Origin of the sequence: Campylobacter iguaniorum, assembly GCF_000736415.1 — a bacterium.
Taxonomy (GTDB): domain Bacteria; phylum Campylobacterota; class Campylobacteria; order Campylobacterales; family Campylobacteraceae; genus Campylobacter; species Campylobacter iguaniorum.
Window position 1 is genome coordinate 1,079,218 of the sequence record NZ_CP009043.1, and the last position, 22,187, is coordinate 1,101,404.

The window sequence follows — 22,187 nt, forward strand, 5'->3', positions numbered from 1 at the left end:
TTATTTTTTATTTAAAAAGTGTTATAATAGCCGGCAAAAATTTAAGGTATTTAAGCTTTGAACCAAAAACTCATACTTATAGGCACATCAACAGGTGGTCCAGGACATCTAAAAAAGCTATTGCATGATATAATTTTGCCACAAAATACATCAATCGTCATAGCCCAACATATGGGAAAATCATACCTGCCAAGCTTTGTATCTCAGTTTAATGAAGAGATAAACTCACAAGTAGTCTTACTCCAAAAAAAAGAGATTTTAAAAAACAAAGTTTATATTTGCGAAAAAAATAGCGTCATCTTGCCATCAAAAATCATCACAGCTGATATTTGTGATCAAGTTACGATATTTAACCCAAATGTAAATATACTATTTAGCTCAGCAACGCAAATTTGCAAATACGCCCAAGTCCTAGCAATACTCTTAACAGGCATAGGTGATGACGGGGCTACTGCGATAAATGAACTATACAAATCAGGCGCTCAGTGCATAGCTGAGAGCGAAGAGACAGCCATAGCCTTTGGTATGCCAAAACGTGCAAAAGAGCTAAATCCAAAACTTCAAAGCGCACCTTTAAATGAGATAAAAATCAAACTTGAAAGGTTTATAAATGAGTGAATTTATATGTGATGCAAACAGCCTACAAACCATACTAGACATAACCAAAAAAATCAGTGGAAACGACCTATCTAGCAAAAAAGATATACTCAAAAATAGGATTATAAGCTTTGCGGCTGAAAACTCATTGCCAAACATAGAAGCACTGATTTCAAGGCTATCATATAATAATCCACTTAGGCAAGATTTTTTAAATTTAATAACCATAAATGAGACATATTTTTTTAGAGAGTTAAAACAGCTCAAATCAGTCATTGACTATGCAAACAGTAGCGATGGTATGGTAAAAATCCTCTGCGCGCCTTGTAGTAGCGGGGAGGAAGTTTATTCGCTTGGCATACTTGCTAAAAGCATAGGCATAGATAAATTTAAACTCCAAATCATAGGCATCGATATAAACTCAGAAGTCATAGAAAAATGCACTAGCGGGATCTACACTCAAAGAGCGTTGCAATACCTAAACGAGGCACAAAAACAAACATATTTCACAAGCGTGGAAGATAAATTTAAAATCAAAAAAGAGCTTATGCCAAGAGTTGAGTTTAAGCTTATCAATATATTTGATGATAGTATATTTAAGCTTGGAATGTTTGATATGATTTTATCAAGAAATATGCTTATATATTTTGATGAGAGCTACAGACTTAATGCAATAGAGAGATTTCACAAGCTCCTAAAACCTTATGGAAGACTATATGTCGGACATGCGGATCTAGTGCCATACACTGATATTTATAGGAAAATATCAGATTTTAACACAAGCTATTATGAGAAGTTATAGTTTATACTTCTCATAAACAAATTTATAGTAAAACGCACCGATAAAAAACATAAAACCAATGATAAATGTAATCACAGGCAGACTTATTCCTATCTCATAAGCAAATCCGATAAGCACAGAAGTCGAAGCTGAGACGATGAAATATATCATATCATTATAGGCTATGACTCTGCCATAAAATTTCTTATCGCAGTTGTTTTGAAGCATGGTAAATGTAAATGACCAAATCGTCGATGTCCAAAATCCAGCAGCGATAAGTCCGATAAACCCAACATAAAAATTAAATTGCAAAACAGCCCACAAAGCAATACCTATAAACTGCCCCCAAAACAGCCAGTAAAGTGTTTTCGCATTTGTAAATTTACTAAGCATAATTGGCCCAAGTATCAAAGAAACCGCCCTTACCATATTCATAAAACCGATGATAAGAGATATACTCATGACCTCTTTATACTTGTAATTTGCCATTAAAGCTATTAGATTGTCATATGCAGTAGCCCCAACAAAAGCATGCAGACAAATAAGGTGCATCAAAAGCGGATTTGACTTGATATATGCAAGTCCCTCTTTCATCATCGATAGAGCTTTTGAGGTGCCTGATTTTATCATAGGCGGGACTTTTATCTTGGTTAAAGCAAGTAGTCCAATGATATAAAGACCGAAATCAAACAAAAAAGCAGCCTTAATCCCAAAATAATATATAAAAACTCCTGCTAATCCCATTCCAGCAGTATATGAAACAGCCCAGATGATGGAGTGGATTTCGTTTGCCATTTTGATATTTTTCTTGCTGAGTATCTTTGGAAGCAAGCTCATCTCGACTTGGAAATACGTCACTCCCACGCCCATTCTGATAAATATTAGCACTAGAAGCAACCACAAAAAGCTAAGATTATCTATAAAAATCAGCATAAAAACAGTCACGGTCTCGACAGCCATAAGAAAAATTAGCATCGGTTTTGGGCTAAATTTATCTATTATAATTCCATTTATCGGAGCTAGCAAAACATTTGGTATAAACGCCATCGCCGCAGCTGCAGTGACCGCCCAAACTGGAGCTTTTAGCTCGATTAAAAGAGTAAAAATCCCAGTATGCGAAAACCACATACCAAAGTAGCAAATAAGCTGAATTATCGTAAGAATTCTAAAGTTTGCATTAAATCTAAGCAGTGCTAAATATTTTATCATTTTGTAAGTCTAAAGTTTTAAATTTGCCTTTTGGTAAAATCCCATTTTTAAAGCAACCGCAATTATATCTAAATTTAATTAAATTTATATCTTAAAATTTTGGCAATTTTTAAGCCCTGTTTTTGTAAATTATGATAAAATTTCGCCCAAAAAAGGATAAATTTGAACAGATTAAGCGTAGAAGAAGCACTAAATTTGATTGAAAATGCCAGCTTACAAGAGCTTGGCGAGATGGCACTAGCTAAAAAACTAGAGCTTCACCCAGACAAAATAACAACATTTATAGTAGATAGAAACATAAACTACACAAACGCTTGCTTCGTGGATTGCAAATTTTGTGCATTTTACAGACATGTCAATGAAAATGACGCTTATATACTAAGCTATGAAGAGATAGATCAAAAAATAGACGAACTAATAGCAATAAGAGGCACCCAAATCCTCTTCCAAGGCGGTGTCCATCCAAAACTCAAGATTGATTGGTATGAAGATTTGGTCGAGCATATAGCTACAAAATATCCAAATATAACTATACACGGATTTTCTGCAGTCGAGCTAGATTATATAGCCAAAATCTCGAAAATCTCAACACTAGAAGCACTTAAACGCTTGCAAGTAAAGGGGCTATATAGCATGCCAGGAGCTGGCGCTGAGATACTTAGTGACCGCGTAAGAGACATAGTCGCACCCAAAAAATGTGATAGCGATACTTGGCTAAGAATCCATAAAGAAGCCCACTGCATCGGTATGAAAACAACAGCTACAATGATGTTTGGCACGGTTGAGACAGATAGAGAAATCGTCGAGCACTGGGATAAAATCCGCAAACTCCAAGACGAAACTGGCGGATTTAGAGCTTTTATACTTTGGAGCTTCCAATCAGCAAATACAAAACTCATAGACGAGCACCCTGAAATCAAAAAACAATCACCAAATCGCTATTTAAGATTGCTTGCAGTCGCAAGACTGTTTTTGGATAATTTCAAAAATATCCAAAGTAGCTGGGTAACTCAAGGCTCATATATAGGCCAGCTTGCGCTTAAATTTGGAGCAAATGACTTAGGCTCTACAATGATGGAAGAAAACGTCGTCAAGGCAGCTGGAGCTAGCTTTAGAATGAATCAAGATGAGATGATAGCCCTCATCAAAGACATAGGTGAAAATCCAGCCAAAAGAAACACAAACTACGATATTTTAGAGAGATTTTAACTCAAATTTGGCAGATCAAACTGCCAAATTCATACACAGATCATCTTATCATGATTGCTTATAAATTATTATGCAAAAATACAAAATCAATATAATGTTAGAATTTTGTTTAAAAATTTAATAATTCTTAAACAAAATAGTGCTAGAATGATAACAAAAGTATAAGAAACTATATATAAAAATAATACCAAATTTAACACATCCACTAAAAAGTGGGGGGGGTTTAAGTGTTTGAGTATTTTAAAAAAATGTCATACGGGTATACAATCGTATTAATCTGCATTATTTCTATAATATTTGTTATCATCAGCAAGCTTTCTATGGATTTTAACAAACCATTTCAAGCCACATCTGATTATATCTACATCAATACAGTCGATACTAAGACACATTACTGCATTGCTAAATTTAAAGCTGAGGATATCAAGGATTTTTTGGAGGATAAAACAGATTCTTGCATAGGGCTAAAAGAAGCTGAATTTGCATACTTTCTAAAAAGAGCAAGAATGAAAGGTGGCAAAATCCATCATAAAGAACTAGTAAATATCCTAAAAGACTGCAAAAGAGTCACTGTGCGAGTCGCAAGCTTGGACTAATTTTACTCAAATTGGCTTTTAATCAAAAGCCAATTAAATCTTTATATAAACGCCAATTAAGCATATTTATTGGCGTAGATAAGCTTAACTACATTTGCATTATAAACAACATATTTAGACAAATAACACCAATCACTAGAGTTTCAAATATTTTATCTTTGAGGCAAATATCAAGACATCACATAGTCTTTTATATCAAATTATAATGGAAATATTTTTCAAATTTGCTTTTATTAAATACTTCAATAACGCTATTTAATACCTTTTGTATTTTATATTATCATAGTCAATGATTTTTTGATATATTTATTTTATACAATCAATTTATACTATCAAAATTTTATCTAAAAGTAGTATTATTAAATTTATTAAACAACAAAAACAGTGTAATTAACTTGTTTTACCCAATAAGAGCTTAAGTAATTATTTTAGAATTATATAAGATGTAAATTATAATCTTAGGATTAAGAGAGTTAGAAAAGCCCCGCTAAAGAGCGAGGCTTATGGATTATTCTTCTATTTTGCCGCTTTTGATACGTGCATTATAGATGTTACGAAGTTCTTTTATGTCTTGTTGTACTTCGAATACGCCATGCCAGTGAGCATAGTCAGGAGCACCCATTACAGCACCCATTCTCATACGACGACCTTCGTGATGCCATAAATGATAGTAAACTTTTTGGAATGCATCAGACCACTCATCTTTTTTGAGTAGTTTTTTAGCTTTCAAGTCATCTAACATTTTCTTAGCTTCAGTGTGATAAGTGTTGTAAAGCATTACATGTTGATCAGCACTTATAAAGAATGACTCAGTTGCTTTTGTAGAGTGGCAAGATTTACATACTTGTTTCATCTCTCCTCTTGCAGCTTCTGGGCCAGCAGGGTTACCAGCAAGTGGAACACCTACAGTTACTTTTCCTTCTTTAGCATAAACATCAGCAGCAGTCTCATAACCACCGGTTCTTAGGTTACTATGTGGAGCCCATAGATTCCATTTTAGACGTAAACTTACGTTGTGAGTAGTGTTTAGATCGCCTATTCCACTCATGTGGCAAGTAGCACAAGTTGGAGCTCTATAGTCTGGAACATCCCAAGTATCTGGAGCACTATCCCATTTCCATTTTTTCTCACCCTCAGCATTGTAAATTTTACCGTGCATTGAGTTATTGTAGATCTCGATGTTTGGATGATCTGGTCCAAGGTGGCAAGATGCACAAGCAGATGGTTTTCTAGCTTCTACCATATCAAATGTATGGCTTGAGTGGCAAGATTTACAACTACCTACGCTACCATCAGGATAAGCATTACCGATACCATAGTTTGGCCAACCTTTTCCTGGGATTGGATATCCTTCTTTGTCAAGTTTAATCTCTAAACCGTGGCATTGGATACAACCAGTTGCAGATGGAGCATCTTTAAGGTTCTCATCACCAGCGTGGAATGGAGCGTCATTTTCATAAGGTTTTCCATTTCCTTCGTAGTGGTACATAAGTTCAACCATACCTTTTTTAGCAAACATTTGAACGCCGCCTCTTGCGTGTCCACTTTGTTCAAACTCTTTAACCTCTTTAGCGTGGCATTTTCCACAAGTTTTAGGGCTTACTAAAATACTTACGTGGTTTCCACTATCTTTAGGGTGTTCTTTTTTGATTGCCATTGGGCTATCAGCTGGAACTGCGTGACAATCCATACAACTTACACCAGCGTGAGCATGGCGTGAGCTTTTCCAGTCATTTACGATACCTGGAGTCTTCTCAGCGTGACACTCCACACATTTTTTTGCCAATGGGCTTAGGCTTCTATCAACCTTCATAACTTTTGTAAGATTGACATTTCCAACGCTTTCAGCAAAGCTAAAAGCTACCAAACAGGTTAATGCTAAAACAATTTTTTTAAGCATTGCTTATCTCCTTACTTTGTAATATTTAAATCACCAAATTTTGCTTTAAGGTGAAAACCAAGATTTTTATGTCCAACGTGCTCGTGACATTCGACACAAGTTTTGTTTATGTTTTTAGCAAAATAGTCTCTATGTGGCAAGAATGACTTCATATTGTCAGACGAAATCTTTTTAAGATCTGTGTGACAATGCAAACAGCCATCATCATAAACGTATCTCTTAGCCTCTTTTCTTCTAGCTTGCCAGTCATACTTTTCTGGATTGCCAAAAAGAGTAAGAGTACCTTCGACGATACCATTTACTGATTTTTGATACACATAATGAGCTATGTTGTCATGTGGCAAGTGACAGCTTACACATTCGGCTTTAAAGCCCACCTTGTTATTTCCACCATGAACATCGTCTTTATAGGCGTTACCCATAGGCTCCATAACGTGGCACATTGTGCAGAACTTTTCTCCACCAGTCACATAAAAAAACTGTGCTATACCAAGAGCAAATACAAGACCCACTATACCACCTATAACCAAGATGATAAAAGTAAAAAGCTTTGTCTTTCTCAACTCCACTCCCTCCCTAGAAAATTTCTTTTCTACGATATGAGCCCGTATTCTAACAAGTTTTTAACGTAAATGCAATGGTTAATAATAAATTTGTAAATAATTTAATTTATATCGTAAAGAATTCTATTAATTTATTATGGTTTTTATAAGTTAAGTTCATATTTTCATCAAATTTGATAAGATCTGATTGCTTAAAATTTGTGATTGTTCGCGAGAGAGTTTCAGGCGTAATATTCAGTATAGACGCTATTTGATTGTGTTTTAAACTAGAAAAAAGATCCGAATTTTCTACTATAAATTTTGCAACCTTGGCATCGCTCTTCAAAGTTAGTTCATTTTGTAAAACATTGTTCATAATTCTTAATTTTGAAGCCATTGACTTCAAAAGTTCAAAACAAATTTTTGGATTAGATAAGAATTCAGTTTTAAATTTAGAATAGTTTAATTTTAGCACCTCAGAATCGCTCAAAAAAATTCCGCTAGCAGGATAAGGAATGTCTTCAAAATTTACAAGCTCAGCCACCAAAGATACAGGGCGAATAGTATGTAAAAATACCTCTTTGCCTTTTGGCGTGGTTTTGTAAATTTTAATCGTTCCTTTTAGCAAGATATTTAGCCACTTTGGCTCTTCACCTTCAATAAACAAAAACTCACCTTTTTTGTAGTTTTTAACTATAGAAATAGCCTCAAGACGACCTATATCTTCATTGCTCAAATCTTTAAAAAATGGAATATCTTGGATCATTTTATCTCCTTAATCAAACAAAGATAGCTCTTGAGAGGTCCTACTCAAAACAAGCTCAAATTCGCAAAATTCACATAAAACCAAAGCATATTTGAAATCATTTAAGCTTTTTAGCTCATCTAAATTTGAAAAATAAATATCTGCTTTGATGTGGGCTAGATTTTTGGGGACACAGACCAAAATATCATCAAATTTAGCACGTAGAAAACCGGCTTCTTTGATAAAAAGTTCTTCATCGCTTTCTACTATAAAAGCTCTATGACTTGCGCCAAATGGCTTGATATTAAAAAATCTATCCACAAAAATAGGCTTAAAATGCTCAAATTCTCTTAAATCCTTAAATTTAAATTCTATATTTGCAGAGTTAAGATACGCCAAAATCTCTCCAAGCTCACTGGCGTATAAATATGGAAAGCTTAAATTTTGATAGTAATTTTGCGAACTTATCATAGTGGTGTAAAAAATGGAACTATTATTGAAAATATCAATTTTTTGTGTGGTTTTTATCTCATCAAAGCTAATACCTAGCTTTTGTAAAAAATTGACATCGCAAAAAAATAGATCTCCGTCCAAAGCGTCATAAATTTGATAAAAAATCTCTCTTAAATCATCAGCAATAAGCCTAGCATTTTTTAAATTTAAGCATTTTAAAATAGAAATTTGAACTTTACTTGCTTTGACTAGTTTGATACTCTTTTGCGTTATAAAAAACCTAATAAGCCTAAGCACGGCGCTTGGTATATTTGAGACTTTTATAAGGGCTATTTCATCGTTTTTGATAGCTAAATCTCTATCATAAATAACGGCGTAAGCTCCATTTTGTATGGCTAAGCTTATCTCTTCATTTGTAGAGTTTAAAGCGATATAAGTGGAGCTATTTTTTAAATTTGTATCAAAAGAAAATCCACCAACCATGCTAATTTTTGGAGAGTTTATCAGCTCTCCACCAACAAGACTGGTTAGATTTTGGATTCGCATATCAGCCAACGATGGCGCCGTTTTTGACTGGTGCCATAGTGCTTAGAAGTGTTAGGCTTCCATCTTCCCCACTTAGTATCATACCCTCGCTTAAATGCTTAAATATTTTAGCTGGTTTTAGATTTGCTAGGACGCAAACTTGTTTGCCGACTAATGTTTGTGGGTCATAATATTTTGCGATACCGCTGATGATTTGGCGAGGATTTGCCTCTCCAAGATCTATTTTAAATTTAAGCAATTTATCGCTGCCTTCTATGTTTGAACACTCCAAGATAGTTCCTACTTTTATCACGCATTTTTTGAAGTCATCTATCTTGATTTCTGGATCTTTTGGCTCCTCTTTTATCTCTTCTTTTGTGCCAGGCACTGCCATAAGCTCACTTTCTATTTTAGTAAATAAAGGCTCAGTTGCTTGAGATTTGAAGCTTAGAAGTTTGCTTTCCAAAACGATTTTATTAAATAAATTTGTATCTATGCTAAATCCCAAAGTCCCAGCTATTTTGGCTGAAGTTTTTGGCATCGCAGGGCTTAAAATCACAGCGACTTTTGCAAGCAAATTTGCCACAAGAGCCACAAGTGCGTTTGCCTCGTCAGTTTTGCCCTCTTTTATCAAATTCCAAGGCTCATACTTTGCAATGCTAGCATTTGCTATGTTTAGCACTTTCCAAATCTCCTCTAAATAGCGGTTTGTCGCTACTTCGTTTAGAGCTTCTAGACTTGAGTTTATATGAGATTTTGCCTCTTCTAGCTCAGCACTATAGAATTTAGCCACGTTTTCTTTATTTATTTCATAATTTGAGTATTTTGAACTCATTCCAACAATACGGCTCAAAAGATTGCCAAGATCGTTGCTAAGTTCGCTATTTATGCGGTCTATCAAGGCTCTTTGAGAAAAATCCCCATCTTGACCAAAAGGCACTTCACGAAGCAAAAAGTATCTAAACGCCTCAAGCCCATACGCATCAGCTACCTCTTTTGGATTTACGACATTGCCTATGCTTTTGCTCATTTTTTTGCCATCTCTCGTCCACCAGCCATGCGCTGCTATACTAGTAGGAAGCGGTAGCTCCAAACTCATCAAAAATGCTGGCCAATACACTGCATGAAATCTCAAAATATCTTTTCCTACTAAATGCAATGTATCGTTCCAGTAGTCCATTTTAGCATTATCTCTGCTATATCCAAGTGCTGAAATATAATTTACCAAAGCATCAAGCCATACATACATCACGTGTTTTGGCTCGTTGAGCTTAGCTGGAAGCTTTATTCCCCACTCAAAGCTAGTTCTAGTGATAGATAAATCCTTTAATCCGCCTTTTACGAAGCTTACAACCTCGTTTTTCTTGCCTTTTGGAAGTATGCATTTGTCGCTTTCATACCATTTTAAAAGCTTGTCTTGGTAGCTTGAGAGTTTGAAAAAGTAGCTTTCTTCTTTGACTATTCTTGTTTTTTTACCACAATCAGGGCAAAACTCATCATCAACTAGCTGATTTTGCGGGAAAAAGCTCTCGCAACTCACGCAGTAATTGCCCTCGTATTCACCTTTGTAAATATCACCTTTTTCATACATTTTTAAAAACGCATTTTGAGCTGTGATTTTATGATAATCATCAGTCGTGCGGATAAAATGGTCGTAGCTTATCTCAAATTCATCCCAAAGGTTTTTAAATTTAGCACTCACCTCATCGGCGTACTCTTTTGGGTTTTTGCCCCTTGATTTAGCTGCTTCTTCTATCTTTTGACCATGCTCGTCAGTGCCTGTTAAAAAGTATGTATCAAAGCCTCTTAAACGGTAATATCTAGCCATGGTATCAGCTATGATAGTGGTGTAAGCGTGTCCGATATGTGGCACGTCATTTACATAATAAATTGGTGTTGTTATAAATTTTTTCATCATCTCTCCATTAAATTTAAAAGTCAAACTCGCCACCGCGACCCTCATTCATCTTCTCATAAGTGGCATCTACATACTCTTTTCTTACTTTGCACTCAAAAAACAACTCGCAATTTGTGCAGCTATTTAAGCCATTGCTAGCTTGGCACTCTTTTAGTCTAGCAATTTTGAGCTTAAACTGCGTAAGCACAAACTCCTTTATCAAATCGCAATAATAAACATTTTTGCACTTAGCACAAATTTTTTCTTCATCTCTGACGCTTCTTTCGCGGCACAACTCTACCTCTTTTTTTTGGCTGACAAACTCACTATCATCTATGCTAAATTCTTTTAACTCAGTCATTATTTAGACTCTAAAAGCTTGTTTATTTCGTATTTTGAGCCAAAAAAGCAAGGAGTTGTTTGGTGGATTTTTTCTAGTTTTATTTCAAATAAACTTTTTGAGTTTCCATCTGTCGTAAGCCCACCTGCTCTTTCATATATAAAGGCAAATGGAAGCACTTCAAAGCTCACTCTAAGCTTGCCATGAGGTGCATCGCTTGTAGCTGGGTAGCTAAAAAGCCCACCGCCTTTTAGCAAAATTTGATGCAGATCGCTCACCATAGCGCCACTATATCTTAGGCGATAACCCTCATCAAAAAGCCCTTTGATAAAGGCTCTATGCTCGTCGCTCCAGCCTTTTTGTGTGCCACCAGTCGCATTTAGTTTGCCTTTTTCTTTTAGGTTTAAATCTTTGATAAACTTAAAACTTCCTTCACGATCAAGCCTGTAAAGTTTTGGCGTCTCAGTGCAGACGACCATTTCAAGGCGTGGTCCATAAACGCAGTAAATCGCTGCAACTAAATTTGATGGTTTTAGCTCGTTTTCATATATGCCAAATATACTTCCTACGGCAAAATTTACATCCACAAGGCTACTTCCATCAAGCGGGTCATAAGCCACGATGTATTTGCCGCTATCGTGGATTTTTAGGGCTTCTTCTTTTTCTTCGCTGATAAGCAAACGCACGCTTGAAACGCCGTCAAATTCTTTTGTGATGATGTTATCGCTTTTGACATCAAGCTTTAGCTGAGTATCGCCTGTAGCGTTGGCATGATCTGTGTAGCCAAGATCGGCGTATTTTAGCTCATCGCTTATTTTGACTGCGATTTTTTCTATAGTTTTTATAATTTCTTGCATTTATTTCCTTTGCATTTTTATTTTTATGTTTTTTTAACGCACGAATAAAATCCGTGCTAAAGAACCAAACACTAAAGCCCCTGCGAGCAGGATAACCCTAAATTTATTACAAAAACAAAGTATTTCTTAGTTATTTTTGTGGTTGTGAGCTGTGAGCGAGTGAGACGCACTTTGGTGTGCGTCGCAACAAAGCAAACAACGATACTCCACAAAAAGAGCAAGAAAGAATTTGTTTTTATACCTTTTTTGCGTTATTGTCTATCCATTTTATTATATTTTCAATCTCATCAAGCCCAAATTTAGGCTTATTTGCGTCGCTAAACTCATCTAAATTTGAAGCGTAAGCATCGCTAAATGGCAGATACTTTTCATCAAACTCATCTCTAAAAACCGTGATTCGTGGCAACGGAATAAATTTAAGCCCCTCAACTATTAAATAATCAAACTCACCAAAATAAGCTATAAGCGTCTTTAAATCAGCATCGCACTCTTCAAATTTAGGCGAAAATTCCTCGCTTTTAGAGTCGTGAGAAGCTGAGCCGATACGCTCACTCCCACCAAAAAGCCCATCTCGTAGCAAGATAGTAGTGCGGTTTGGGCTGACTACTGCGACGTCTGCACCAAGTGAGCCAAAGACAAAACTATCCTTGCCCTCACGGTCAAATCTAGCTTTATCTCCTGGATCGTGCTTGGCGATAGCTACCTTAAATCCACGCTCTATCAGTGTTTTTGCGATTTTGCTTATGAGCGTTGTTTTGCCACTTCCACTTTTTCCAGATACTGCTACGGCTAATCTTTTGATAGGTTTTCCTTGATAAATTTAGGCTGTATTTTAGCCAAAGATTTCTTAAAATATAAATTTAAGGCGTTTAAATGCTCTTTAAAAACTCTACCACGTTTTTTGCGTCTTCACTTGGAGAGGCGACGAAATCAAATCTTTTTATCAAATTTCCGTCCTTAAAAATCAGCGTCTGGCGGTGATAAAATTTTTTGCCATCAAGTATGCTAAAAGTTTTTAGATTTAGCTCGTTTTCTAGCTCGAAATTTGGATCGCTTACAAACTCAAAACCAAGCCCCAAAGAGTCTTTAAACTCACTTATAGCATCGCTATTTTGCGAGCTTATAGCTATAAGCTTGAAGCCTAGATTTTCTATCAAATTTAAGCTTTTTTGATAAGCGTTACACTGGTTTGTACATCCCGTAAGCCCAGCCAAATTTTTAAGCTCATCAGGCAAAAATTCCCTACTCTTCCCCATTTTTGGATAGGTAAAGACTATACAATTTTTCGGTAAGGTTAGCATATAAATCCTTATATTTTATTTGGCTAATTCTATACTAAATTTGCTTAGAGTTTGATACAACAATGTATAAGCAATATATCTGTATAATACACTCTTAATTCAAATTTGGTGGTGCTATGCTAAGACATTTTTTTACAAATAGCTTTGGGATTTTGGTATCGCGTGTGCTTGGTTTGCTTCGTGATTTGCTTACTGCAAACGCTCTTGGAGCAAGCATTTGGAGCGATATATTTTTTGTAGCGTTCAAGCTTCCAAATCTCTTTCGCAGACTTTTTGGCGAGGGGGCTTTTACTCAAGCATTTTTGCCAAATTTCGTAAAAGTGAGCAAAAAGGGTCTATTTTTAGCCGAAATTTTCTTAAAATTTAGCGGATTTATGCTAGCTCTTAGCCTTGTTGTGATGCTCTTTGCTCCACTTGTCACAAAGCTTTTGGCTTATGGATTTAGCCCTGAGACTATCACCCTAGCAGTGCCTTTGGTGCGGATAAATTTTTGGTATTTGCTTTGCATATTTGTGGTCACGCTTTTTGCTTCAGTTTTGCAGTACAAAAACCACTTCGCCACCACTGCTTTTAGCACTGCTTTGCTAAATATCGCCATGATTACAGCTCTTCTTATAGCTTGTAACCAGCCGCCAAATTTAGCCGCATTATACCTTAGCTGGGGCGTCGTAGCTGGTGGAGTGCTGCAAGTACTAGCCCACATAATCACTCTTAAAAAATTAAATTTACTAAGGCTTCTAAGCCTTGGGCTGGCTAAATTTAGCCGTGGCAAGCGAGCTTCTAGCAAAGGCTTTTGGGGTAACTTTTGGGCTGGAGTTGTAGGAAGCAGTGCAAATCAGCTAAGTGATTTTATAAGCACATTTATAGCGAGTTTTTTGATGGTCGGAAGTATTAGTTATTTGTACTACGCAAACCGAATTTTTCAGCTTCCTTTAGCACTTTTCGCAATCGCTCTAAGCACGGCGATTTTTCCCAAAATCTCCAAACAAATCAAAGCCGCAAATTTAGCAAACGCAGCCATTTTGCTCTCAAAAGGCTTTCATGTTTTGTTTTTCTTGCTTTTGTTTTCGACTATTGGCGGCGTGATTTTGGCTAAGGAGATAATCTGGCTGATTTTTGAAAGGGGTGCTTTTGATACTAGCAACACCATTGAGACTGCAAACGTCCTAAAAATGTATATGCTAGGCCTACTTCCTTATGGGCTTTACAAGCTATTTTCGCTTTGGCTTTATGCAAATATGAAACAAAAACTAGCCGCCAAAATCTCTATTTATTCTTTAGTTTTAAACACAATTTTAAGCCTTGTTTTATTTAAGCCATTTGGCGCGATGGGACTAGCTCTAGCTGGGTCGATTTCTGGGCTGTTTTTGCTAATTTATGCCGTTTGCATTTTTGGATTTAGAAATTTTTTAGATATAATCATTTGCAAAAAAACTCTCATAACTATCTTTTTGGCAGTTATTTTTGCATTTTTACTTATTTGGATAAAGGATTTTTTCAATGATTATTTATGATAGCGTTTTAAAACAAAAAGTTAAATTTGAGCCAATACGAGGGAATGAAGCAAATATCTATGTTTGCGGGCCTACAGTCTATGATGACGCGCATTTAGGACATGCCAAAAGCTCTATAAGTTTTGATCTTTTAAGACGCACTTTAAAAGCACTTGGCTACAAGGTCAAATTTATAAAAAACTTCACTGACATCGATGATAAAATCCTAAATAAAATGGCTGCGACCAATCAAAGCTTGGAGCAAATCACAAGCCATTATATACAAAGATACAAAGACGATATGCACGCTCTAAATGTCACTGACGCCGACATCGAGCCAAAGGCGACCGGGAGCCTTGAAGCTATCATCTCATACATAAAAAATCTGCTTGAAACGGGCTTTGCATACAGACTTGAAGATGGGATTTATTTTGATACTTCAAAAGACAAAGATTATCTAGCTTTAAGTGGGCGAAAAGATGAAAATCTCCAAGCTAGAGTAAGCTCAAATGATGGCAAAAAAGATCCAAAAGATTTTGCTTTGTGGAAATTTGATGAAAACTGGTATGAAAGCCCTTTTGGCAAAGGTCGTCCAGGCTGGCACACTGAGTGCGTGGCGATGATAAAAGAGCATTTTGAAGGCGACGACAAATACGAAATCGATATCCACGCTGGCGGGGCTGACTTGCTCTTCCCTCATCACGAAAACGAAGCCGCACAATGTAGATGTGGGCAGCACAAAAGCTTAGCAAAATACTGGATGCACAATGGCTTTGTCCAAGTAAGTGGCGAAAAAATGAGTAAAAGTCTTGGCAATTCATTTTTCATCAAAGACGCTTTAAGCCTAGCTCCTGGTGAAGCGCTGAGATTTTATCTCATGAGTAGCCATTATAGGGCAAATTTCAACTACGATATTGATGATTTGATGGCGAGCAAAAAACGCCTTGATAAAATTTATCGCCTTAAAAAAAGGCTAAGTGGAGTCAAAGCCTCTGAGGTAAATGCTAAATTTAAAGATGAAATTTTAGGCTTTATGAGTGATGATTTAAATATTTCAGCAGCTCTTAGTGTGGTCGATGAAATGGTAAATAGTGCGAATTTAAGCCTTGATAATGAGCCAAAAAACAAAGCCTTAAAAGCTCAAACTGTGGCAAATTTAGAGTTTACTTCAAGTTTGCTTGGAATTGCTTTAAAAGATGAATTTGAGTGGTTTCAATGGGGCATTGATGATGAGCTAAAAGCTAAAATTAATAGCTTAATTGAGCAAAGAAACGAAGCAAAAAAACAAAAAGATTTTGCATTAAGCGATGCATTAAGAGATGAGTTAAAATCCTTAAATATCTCTATAATGGATACGCCAAATGGCACTATGTGGGAAAAACTATGAACGGATTAAAAGAAGTTTTTAGAAGATTTGCGCCGTATTTTAGGGATTATATTTCGCAATTCGGCTTAGCAATAGCTGGTATGATAATGGCAAGCGTGGGAACGGCGGTTTCAGCTTACCTAGTCAAACCAGTCCTTGATAAAATCTTTGTCGAAAAAAACGAAGATCTGCTCTATCTTTTGCCTTATGCTATCATCGCAATTTATTTTATAAAAAGCCTTGGAACATACATGCAAGCGTATTTTACAGCTTACATAGGTCAAGATATGGTAAAGAGATTTAGGCATAAATTGCTTGATAACCTGCTTTATCTTGATATAAATTTTTTTAATAAATTTAGAACAGGCGAGCTTATCAGCCGCAACACAAACGACATCGAGCGCATAAGAAGCATAGTCTCTTCTATAATCCCAGAGCTTGCAAGAGAGACTATCACTATAATCGGGCTTTTGTGCGTTGTGATTTACCAAAGCCCTACCCTAGCGCTTTTTGCGCTAATCGTCTTTCCCGCGGCAGTTTATCCGCTCTCACGCTTAGCAAAAAAGATGAAAAAAATCTCAAAAAGCTCACAAGAAAAAACAAGCGATATAACTTCGGTTTTAAGCGAAATTTTCTCAAATATCGAAATCATTCAAGCAAATAATGCCCAAACCAAAGAGTTAAACAGATTTGAAGAGCATAACCAAAAATTCTTCAAGCTAAATTTAAAAAGCGTCAAAGTAAATCAGCTAGTAAGCCCTATGATGGAGACTCTAGGCTCCATAGGAATCGCAGTAGTCATCATAATAGGCGGAAAGCAAGTCATCGATGGAGCCATAAGCGTTGGAAGTTTTTTCTCATTTTTAACAGCTCTTTTCATGCTCTACACGCCGATAAAACGCATTTCAAGCTTGTATAACCAAATGCAAGACGCAGTCGCAGCGAGCGAGCGGACATTTGAGCTACTTGATCTAAGCCCAAGCATAGTCGGTGGAAACTTGACATTTCCTAAGACAGTAAATAGCATAACACTGCAAGATTTGCACTTTGGATATGGAGATAAAAGCGTCCTAAATGGAATAAGTTTTAGAGCAAATAAAGGTCAAATGATAGCTCTAGTCGGTGGTAGCGGTGGGGGTAAAACCAGCTTAATAAACCTAATAATGAGGTTTTACGACGCAAAAACTGGAAGCATTCTTATCAATGAAAACGATATTTGCGAGTTTAGTCTAAAAGATTTGAGAGATAATATAGGGCTTGTGACTCAAAGAGTTTATATATTTAATGATACTATCGCAAATAACGTTGCTTATAGTGGGCAAATGGACGAAACAAGAGTAAAAGAGGCTTTGAGGCTAGCAAATGCCTATGATTTTGTAGATAAGCTTGATGATGGAATCCACACTACGCTTGATGAGTTTGGGGCAAATTTAAGCGGCGGGCAAAGGCAAAGAATAGCCATAGCAAGGGCTTTATACAAAAATCCAAAAATACTAATTTTTGATGAAGCCACAAGCGCACTTGATAATGAAAGCGAAAACGCAATCACAAAAGCCATTGAAAATTTAAGCAAAGATAAGATTATTTTTGTCATTGCTCACAGACTAAGCACGGTTAAAAACGCCGACCAAATCGCAGTCTTAGATGGTGGCAAAATAGTAGGCTTTGGCAATGACGAAACGCTAGAAAACGAATGTGAAATTTATAGAAAATTAAAACTTGGAAGCTTGGCTTAAAGCCAAATTTAATGGTTATTTTAAGCTAATATTAGTTAGAATTATAGATTTTAAAGGAAGACAATGGACTACAGCGATATAAAAAAAATATTTTTCAAATTTCAACCAGAAACCATTCACCATATAGCAGAATACGGTATGAGATTTGGTATAAAACTGCCATTTGTTGCTGATTATTTGGTAGATAAATTTTGCTATATAGATACAAAATTATCTCAAAATATACTTGGCATAAACTTCTTAAATCCAGTTGGCTTGGCTGGTGGTTTTGACAAAAACGCCACTATGATAAAGCCTCTCACCGCTCTTGGATTTGGATATTTGGAGTATGGCACACTTACCCCAAAACCACAAAGCGGCAACCCAAAACCAAGACTTTTTAGACTTATCGAAGAAAAAAGCATACAAAATGCCATGGGATTTAACAACGATGGCGTAACAAAAATAAAATCTCGCGTAGAAAAACTATATCCATTTAGCATTCCACTTCTTGCAAATATCGGCAAAAACAAAGTCACACCAAATGAATCAGCATTGAGCGATTATGAAACTTTGGTGCGTGAGCTTAAGGATTTATGTGACGCTTTTGTGCTAAATTTAAGCTCACCAAATACGCCAAATTTAAGAGCATTGCAAGAAACTAGCTTTATAAACGAGCTTTTAGGTGCGTTAAAACCACTCACTTCTAAGCCAATTTTCTTAAAAATAGCTCCAGATATGCCAACTAGCAAAGCCATAGAGATCTGCAACGCAGCCGTAGCAGCTGGCGTTAGCGGAATTATTTTAAACAACACAAGCATTGATTATTCTTTAAGCCCAAAAGCTAAAGATTTTGGCGGACTTAGCGGACAGATAATCAAAGAAAAAAGTAGAGAATTTTTTAAAGCCATAGCCGATGAAATATATGGCAAAACAGTGCTTATAAGCTGCGGCGGGATAGATGACGCCAAAGAAGCTTACGAACGCATAAAAATGGGCGCAAGCTTAGTTCAAATTTACACTAGTTTTATTTTTGAAGGGCCAGGAATTTGTAAGAAAATAAACAAAGAGTTGGTTGAACTTTTGACAAATGATGGATTTAGCAATATTTGCGAAGCAATTGGCGTGGACGTGAGAAAATAATGCTACCAAAATTTAGTAAAATCACGCTAGAAAACGGCTTTGAAATATATCACACTCCACTAAATTTAGGCTCAAATGTAATTAGCATCGATCTATTTTATAAAGTCGGCAGCAGAAACGAAAAAATGGGCAAAAGTGGCATCGCTCACATGCTCGAACATCTAAATTTCAAATCCACCAAAACACGCAAGGCTGGAGAATTTGATGAAATAGTAAAGGGCTTTGGTGGTATAAATAACGCAAGCACAGGATTTGACTACACTCATTATTTTATAAAATGCTCAAATGAAAATTTAGATAAATCGCTTGAACTTTACTCTGATATAATGGAAAATTTAAAGTTAGATAATGATGAGTTTTTGCCAGAGCGAAACGTGGTTTTAGAAGAGCGTCGCTGGAGGACAGACAACAATCCAATCGGTTTTTTGTATTTTAGACTTTTTAACAACGCCTTCATCTATCATCCATATCGCTGGACTCCGATTGGGTTTTTTAAAGATATTGAGAATTGGGATATAAGCGATATAAAAGAGTTTTGGCAGACTTATTATCAGCCAAAAAACGCATTTTTGATGATAACTGGCGATATCGATGAAAAATCTGCTTTTGATATAGCTTCAAAGCATTTTAGCCATATCAAAAACACAAAAGATATTCCAGAGTTTTACTTCAAAGAACCAGTCCAAAACGGAGCAAAAGAGGTCATACTTCACAAGCAAAGCGATGTAGAAATGGTAGCAATCGCTTATAAAATCCCGCCATTTAATCACGAAGATCAAGTAGCTCTAAACGCTCTTGGCGAGTATCTAAGTAGTGGCAAAAGCTCACTATTACACAAAAAACTAATAGATGAGCTAAATTTAGTCAATCAAATTTACGCCTATCCAATGGACTGCAAAGATGATGGCGTATTTATATTCATAGCTGTTTGCAATCCAAAAATAAAAGCCAAAAAGGTCAAATCTGAGCTACTAAAACTCATAAAACAGACCAAAAAAGAGCTTGCAAACGAAGATGAGATAACAAAAATCAAAAACTCACTCAAATCAGATTTTATCTACTCACTTGATAGTGCTAGCAAATTAGCAAATTTATACGGCAGCTACATAGCTAGAGGCGATATAGAGCCACTTTTCTCACTAGAAGAAAACACAGCAAAAATTACGAGCCAAAAGCTTAAAGAGTGTGCTAAAAAATATTTTACCGATGATAATTCTACAACGATAATACTAAAAGGAACAAAATGAGTAAAAAAGCCATATTTGGAGCTATGACGGCTCTCATTACGCCATTTAAAAACGGCAAACTAGACGAAGTTGGATATGAAAAGCTTATACAAAGACAGATCAAATACGGCATAGACGCAGTTGTGCCTGTAGGAACTACTGGAGAGAGTGCTACTTTGACCCACGACGAGCATAGGGTTTGTATAGAAATAGCTGTAAATGTATGCAAAAACACAAATGTCAAAGTCCTAGCAGGAGCTGGAAGCAACGCTACTCACGAAGCAGTAGGTTTGGCTGAGTTTGCCCAATCTCATGGCGCAGATGGAGTGCTATCAGTAGCGCCATATTACAATAAACCAACTCAAGAAGGCTTATATCTTCACTATAAAGCTATAGCAAATTCAGTCGAAATACCTGTGCTTTTATATAATGTACCAGGCCGCACAGGATGCGATATAGCGCCACAAACCGTGATAAGACTATTTAATGACTGTGAAAATATTTATGGCGTCAAAGAAGCCAGTGGAAGCATAGATAGATGTGTGGATCTTCTAGCTCATGAGCCAAGACTTTATGTTTTGAGTGGCGAAGATGCTATCAACTACCCTATTTTAAGCAATGGTGGCAAAGGAGTTATCTCTGTTACTTCAAATTTGCTTCCAGACCAAACAGCTGCTCTAACTCACTTTGCACTTGACAATGAGTTTTTAAAAGCAAAAGAGATAAATGACAAACTATACAACATAAACAAAGTGATGTTTTGCGAAAGCAACCCTATACCGATAAAAGCAGCGATGTTTATAGCTGGTCTTATAGACTCTTTGGAGTATAGACTACCACTTTGCAAACCAAGCACGGACAATCTTAAAAAGATTGAAGAGATTATGAAAAGTTATGATATAAAAGGATTTTAATGAATTTTACTGATGAATTTAAAGGCAAAACTCTAGTCATAAGTGGCGGAACAAGAGGTATCGGAAGAGCCATAGTTTTAGAATTTGCTCGTGTTGGCATAAATATCGCCTTTACTTATAACTCAAACAAAGAGATGGCAGAGACTCAAGCGAGTGAGCTTGAAAAAGAATACGGCATAAAAGCTAGAGCTTATCCGCTAAACATCCTTGAGCCAGAAACCTACAAAGAGCTATTTTTAGAAATAGACAAAGATTTTGATAGGGTTGATTTTTTCATCTCAAATGCTATCATCTCTGGTCGCGCAGTAGCTGGTGGGTATACTAAATTTATGAAGCTAAAACCACGCGGCATAAACAACATCTTTACAGCGACTGTAAATGCCTTTGTTTGTGGAACTCAAGAAGCAGCTAAAAGAATGGAGCTAGTTGGTGGCGGAAGCATTATCAGCCTTAGCTCAACTGGAAATTTAGTCTATATTGAGCATTACAGTGGTCATGGTACTGCTAAAGCAGCAGTTGAAGCTATGGCAAGATATGCTGCGACTGAGCTTGGAGAGAAAAATATACGCGTAAATGTCGTAAGCGGCGGACCTATCGAAACTGACGCTCTTAGAGCATTTACAAACTATGAAGAAGTTCGCGATACTACTGCGGCTCTAAGCCCACTTGGTCGCATGGGACAGCCAACTGACCTTGCTGGAGCATGTCTATTTTTATGCAGCTCAAAAGCTAGCTGGGTGACTGGACATACATTTATCATTGATGGTGGAACTACATTTAAATGAGTTTAAATTTACCAAATGCGTTGGCTTTCATACGAATTTTGCTAGCGCCATTACTGTTTTTTTTATTGCTTCAGATAGACGGAGTATCAAATTTAGCCTACATTAGTTGGCTAAATTACTTCTGTGCTCTTATCTTTGTCATAGCTAGTATTACTGATTTTTTTGATGGATACATAGCTAGAAACTGGAATCAAAAAACAAAACTTGGTGCTATCATAGATCCATTAGCTGACAAGATGCTTACTTTGGCTGCTTTTTTGGGTCTTATGATGATTGATCGTGCAAATCCTTGGGCGATATATCTTATATTAGTAAGAGAGTTTTTCATAACTGGATTTAGGGTTGTGATGGCTAGTGAAAATATAGATGTAAGCGCTGGCATAGCTGGAAAAGTAAAAACTATTTTTCAAATGATAGCAATAGGATTTTTGACTATGGGGTGGTTTGGTGGCGATATTTTGCTTTGGATCGCAGTAGCTCTTACTTTGTATTCTGGACTTGAATATATACTCATATACATAAAACATATTAAAAAATATAATAGTAGTATATATTAAGACAAAATAGCATTTAAATTATGAAATAATTGGTTT

At 36.3% G+C, this 22,187-nt stretch carries 22 protein-coding genes and 2 pseudogenes; 14 read left to right on the forward strand and 10 right to left on the reverse strand.

Features of this window, described 5'->3' with window-relative positions:
* Positions 1-57: 57 nt before the first annotated feature.
* Together CIG1485E_RS05365 and CIG1485E_RS05370 are read left to right on the forward strand one after the other, a co-directional pair.
* Entirely contained in the window at positions 58-618 is a 561-nt protein-coding gene (locus CIG1485E_RS05365) for a CheB methylesterase domain-containing protein (RefSeq protein WP_038454496.1), read from the forward strand.
* On the forward strand, positions 611-1,399 hold the full coding sequence (locus CIG1485E_RS05370) for a CheR family methyltransferase (protein ID WP_038454497.1): 789 nt from the start codon (positions 611-613) through the stop codon (positions 1,397-1,399). The genes CIG1485E_RS05365 and CIG1485E_RS05370 overlap by 8 nt, the downstream gene beginning before the upstream one ends.
* Here the strand turns inward: CIG1485E_RS05370 and CIG1485E_RS05375 are convergent.
* Positions 1,394-2,584: an MFS transporter gene (locus CIG1485E_RS05375; protein ID WP_235183868.1), complete on the reverse strand. Its 1,191-nt coding sequence runs from the start codon at positions 2,582-2,584 to the stop codon at positions 1,394-1,396. The genes CIG1485E_RS05370 and CIG1485E_RS05375 overlap by 6 nt on opposite strands.
* Before the next feature lie 165 nt (positions 2,585-2,749).
* On the opposite strand from CIG1485E_RS05375, the gene CIG1485E_RS05380 reads away from it, so the two are divergent.
* Positions 2,750-3,796 carry a dehypoxanthine futalosine cyclase gene (locus tag CIG1485E_RS05380; protein ID WP_038454499.1) on the forward strand — a complete coding sequence of 349 codons (1,047 nt, stop codon included), beginning with the start codon at positions 2,750-2,752 and terminating at the stop codon, positions 3,794-3,796.
* A 227-nt stretch (positions 3,797-4,023) separates the two neighbouring features.
* Positions 4,024-4,392 carry a hypothetical protein gene (locus CIG1485E_RS05385; RefSeq protein WP_144242177.1) on the forward strand — a complete coding sequence of 123 codons (369 nt, stop codon included), beginning with the start codon at positions 4,024-4,026 and terminating at the stop codon, positions 4,390-4,392.
* Positions 4,393-4,900: 508 nt separating this feature from the next.
* Here CIG1485E_RS05385 and CIG1485E_RS05390 read toward each other — a convergent pair.
* The 8 genes from CIG1485E_RS05390 to CIG1485E_RS05425 form a co-directional block, all read right to left on the reverse strand.
* On the reverse strand, positions 4,901-6,292 hold the full coding sequence (locus tag CIG1485E_RS05390) for a multiheme c-type cytochrome (protein ID WP_038454501.1): 1,392 nt from the start codon (positions 6,290-6,292) through the stop codon (positions 4,901-4,903).
* Positions 6,293-6,303: 11 nt separating this feature from the next.
* Positions 6,304-6,855: a cytochrome c3 family protein gene (locus CIG1485E_RS05395; protein ID WP_038455627.1), complete on the reverse strand. Its 552-nt coding sequence runs from the start codon at positions 6,853-6,855 to the stop codon at positions 6,304-6,306.
* Positions 6,856-6,961: 106 nt separating this feature from the next.
* Entirely contained in the window at positions 6,962-7,600 is a 639-nt protein-coding gene (locus CIG1485E_RS05400; RefSeq protein ID WP_038454502.1) for a Crp/Fnr family transcriptional regulator, read from the reverse strand.
* Between the two features lie 9 nt (positions 7,601-7,609).
* Positions 7,610-8,587: a hypothetical protein gene (locus CIG1485E_RS05405; RefSeq protein ID WP_051870936.1), complete on the reverse strand. Its 978-nt coding sequence runs from the start codon at positions 8,585-8,587 to the stop codon at positions 7,610-7,612.
* Positions 8,580-10,472 carry a methionine--tRNA ligase gene (gene metG / locus CIG1485E_RS05410; RefSeq protein ID WP_081867142.1) on the reverse strand — a complete coding sequence of 631 codons (1,893 nt, stop codon included), beginning with the start codon at positions 10,470-10,472 and terminating at the stop codon, positions 8,580-8,582. Before metG ends, CIG1485E_RS05405 begins: the two co-directional genes overlap by 8 nt.
* 16 nt (positions 10,473-10,488) lie before the next feature.
* Positions 10,489-10,815: a hypothetical protein gene (locus CIG1485E_RS09610; protein WP_051870937.1), complete on the reverse strand. Its 327-nt coding sequence runs from the start codon at positions 10,813-10,815 to the stop codon at positions 10,489-10,491.
* Positions 10,815-11,651 carry a class 1 fructose-bisphosphatase gene (locus tag CIG1485E_RS05420; RefSeq protein WP_038454503.1) on the reverse strand — a complete coding sequence of 279 codons (837 nt, stop codon included), beginning with the start codon at positions 11,649-11,651 and terminating at the stop codon, positions 10,815-10,817. Before CIG1485E_RS05420 ends, CIG1485E_RS09610 begins: the two co-directional genes overlap by 1 nt.
* 235 nt (positions 11,652-11,886) lie before the next feature.
* Positions 11,887-12,396, reverse strand: coding sequence for a molybdopterin-guanine dinucleotide biosynthesis protein B (locus tag CIG1485E_RS05425; RefSeq protein WP_235183869.1), 510 nt, complete (start codon positions 12,394-12,396; stop codon positions 11,887-11,889).
* Between CIG1485E_RS05425 and CIG1485E_RS09650 the strand changes: the two genes are divergently transcribed.
* Positions 12,341-12,466 carry a hypothetical protein gene (locus tag CIG1485E_RS09650; RefSeq protein ID WP_256365474.1) on the forward strand — a complete coding sequence of 42 codons (126 nt, stop codon included), beginning with the start codon at positions 12,341-12,343 and terminating at the stop codon, positions 12,464-12,466. The two genes, CIG1485E_RS05425 and CIG1485E_RS09650, sit on opposite strands and share 56 nt — an antisense overlap.
* Before the next feature lie 54 nt (positions 12,467-12,520).
* On the opposite strand, the gene CIG1485E_RS05430 is transcribed toward CIG1485E_RS09650, so the two are convergent.
* A complete protein-coding gene (locus CIG1485E_RS05430; RefSeq protein WP_051870938.1) occupies positions 12,521-12,952 on the reverse strand; it encodes a redoxin domain-containing protein in 432 nt (143 codons plus the stop codon).
* A gap of 116 nt (positions 12,953-13,068) precedes the next feature.
* Here CIG1485E_RS05430 and murJ point away from each other — a divergent pair, with 116 nt between their 5' ends.
* The 9 genes and pseudogenes from murJ (at position 13,069) to pgsA (ending at position 22,151) form a co-directional block, all read left to right on the forward strand.
* A complete protein-coding gene (gene murJ / locus CIG1485E_RS05435; RefSeq protein WP_038454506.1) occupies positions 13,069-14,466 on the forward strand; it encodes a murein biosynthesis integral membrane protein MurJ in 1,398 nt (465 codons plus the stop codon).
* Positions 14,453-15,832 carry a cysteine--tRNA ligase gene (gene cysS, locus CIG1485E_RS05440; protein WP_038454507.1) on the forward strand — a complete coding sequence of 460 codons (1,380 nt, stop codon included), beginning with the start codon at positions 14,453-14,455 and terminating at the stop codon, positions 15,830-15,832. The genes murJ and cysS overlap by 14 nt, the downstream gene beginning before the upstream one ends.
* 86 nt (positions 15,833-15,918) lie before the next feature.
* Positions 15,919-16,644, forward strand: a pseudogene (locus CIG1485E_RS09710) (ABC transporter permease); the annotation flags it as partial.
* Positions 16,645-16,917: 273 nt separating this feature from the next.
* Positions 16,918-17,341: pseudogene (locus CIG1485E_RS09715) on the forward strand (ATP-binding cassette domain-containing protein); the annotation flags it as partial.
* 269 nt (positions 17,342-17,610) lie between these two features.
* Complete coding sequence (locus tag CIG1485E_RS05450) at positions 17,611-18,669, forward strand: quinone-dependent dihydroorotate dehydrogenase (protein ID WP_038454508.1); 1,059 nt, start codon at positions 17,611-17,613, stop codon at positions 18,667-18,669.
* Positions 18,669-19,916, forward strand: coding sequence for a M16 family metallopeptidase (locus CIG1485E_RS05455; RefSeq protein WP_038454509.1), 1,248 nt, complete (start codon positions 18,669-18,671; stop codon positions 19,914-19,916). Before CIG1485E_RS05450 ends, CIG1485E_RS05455 begins: the two co-directional genes overlap by 1 nt.
* A complete protein-coding gene (dapA, locus tag CIG1485E_RS05460) occupies positions 19,913-20,809 on the forward strand; it encodes a 4-hydroxy-tetrahydrodipicolinate synthase (RefSeq protein ID WP_038454510.1) in 897 nt (298 codons plus the stop codon). Before CIG1485E_RS05455 ends, dapA begins: the two co-directional genes overlap by 4 nt.
* Positions 20,809-21,594, forward strand: a complete 786-nt coding sequence (locus CIG1485E_RS05465) for an enoyl-ACP reductase (RefSeq protein WP_038454511.1) — start codon at positions 20,809-20,811, stop codon at positions 21,592-21,594. The genes dapA and CIG1485E_RS05465 overlap by 1 nt, the downstream gene beginning before the upstream one ends.
* The gene (gene pgsA / locus CIG1485E_RS05470) at positions 21,591-22,151 is read left to right on the forward strand and encodes a CDP-diacylglycerol--glycerol-3-phosphate 3-phosphatidyltransferase (protein WP_038454512.1); all 561 of its coding nucleotides are present in this window, start codon (positions 21,591-21,593) and stop codon (positions 22,149-22,151) included. Before CIG1485E_RS05465 ends, pgsA begins: the two co-directional genes overlap by 4 nt.
* The last annotated feature ends 36 nt before the right edge of the window (positions 22,152-22,187 follow it).

Bases quoted from the DNA above. Each gene is read 5' to 3' on its own strand.
- CIG1485E_RS05370 (WP_038454497.1), top strand. From the start codon at position 611: ATGAGTGAATTTATATGTGATGCAAACAGCCTACAAACCATACTAGAC.
- CIG1485E_RS05390 (WP_038454501.1), bottom strand. From the start codon at position 6,292: ATGCTTAAAAAAATTGTTTTAGCATTAACCTGTTTGGTAGCTTTTAGC.
- CIG1485E_RS05400 (WP_038454502.1), bottom strand. From the start codon at position 7,600: ATGATCCAAGATATTCCATTTTTTAAAGATTTGAGCAATGAAGATATA.
- metG (WP_081867142.1), bottom strand. From the start codon at position 10,472: ATGAAAAAATTTATAACAACACCAATTTATTATGTAAATGACGTGCCA.
- CIG1485E_RS09610 (WP_051870937.1), bottom strand. From the start codon at position 10,815: ATGACTGAGTTAAAAGAATTTAGCATAGATGATAGTGAGTTTGTCAGC.
- CIG1485E_RS05420 (WP_038454503.1), bottom strand. From the start codon at position 11,651: ATGCAAGAAATTATAAAAACTATAGAAAAAATCGCAGTCAAAATAAGC.
- CIG1485E_RS05430 (WP_051870938.1), bottom strand. From the start codon at position 12,952: ATGCTAACCTTACCGAAAAATTGTATAGTCTTTACCTATCCAAAAATG.
- murJ (WP_038454506.1), top strand. From the start codon at position 13,069: ATGCTAAGACATTTTTTTACAAATAGCTTTGGGATTTTGGTATCGCGT.
- cysS (WP_038454507.1), top strand. From the start codon at position 14,453: ATGATTATTTATGATAGCGTTTTAAAACAAAAAGTTAAATTTGAGCCA.
- CIG1485E_RS05450 (WP_038454508.1), top strand. From the start codon at position 17,611: ATGGACTACAGCGATATAAAAAAAATATTTTTCAAATTTCAACCAGAA.
- CIG1485E_RS05455 (WP_038454509.1), top strand. From the start codon at position 18,669: ATGCTACCAAAATTTAGTAAAATCACGCTAGAAAACGGCTTTGAAATA.
- dapA (WP_038454510.1), top strand. From the start codon at position 19,913: ATGAGTAAAAAAGCCATATTTGGAGCTATGACGGCTCTCATTACGCCA.
- CIG1485E_RS05465 (WP_038454511.1), top strand. From the start codon at position 20,809: ATGAATTTTACTGATGAATTTAAAGGCAAAACTCTAGTCATAAGTGGC.
- pgsA (WP_038454512.1), top strand. From the start codon at position 21,591: ATGAGTTTAAATTTACCAAATGCGTTGGCTTTCATACGAATTTTGCTA.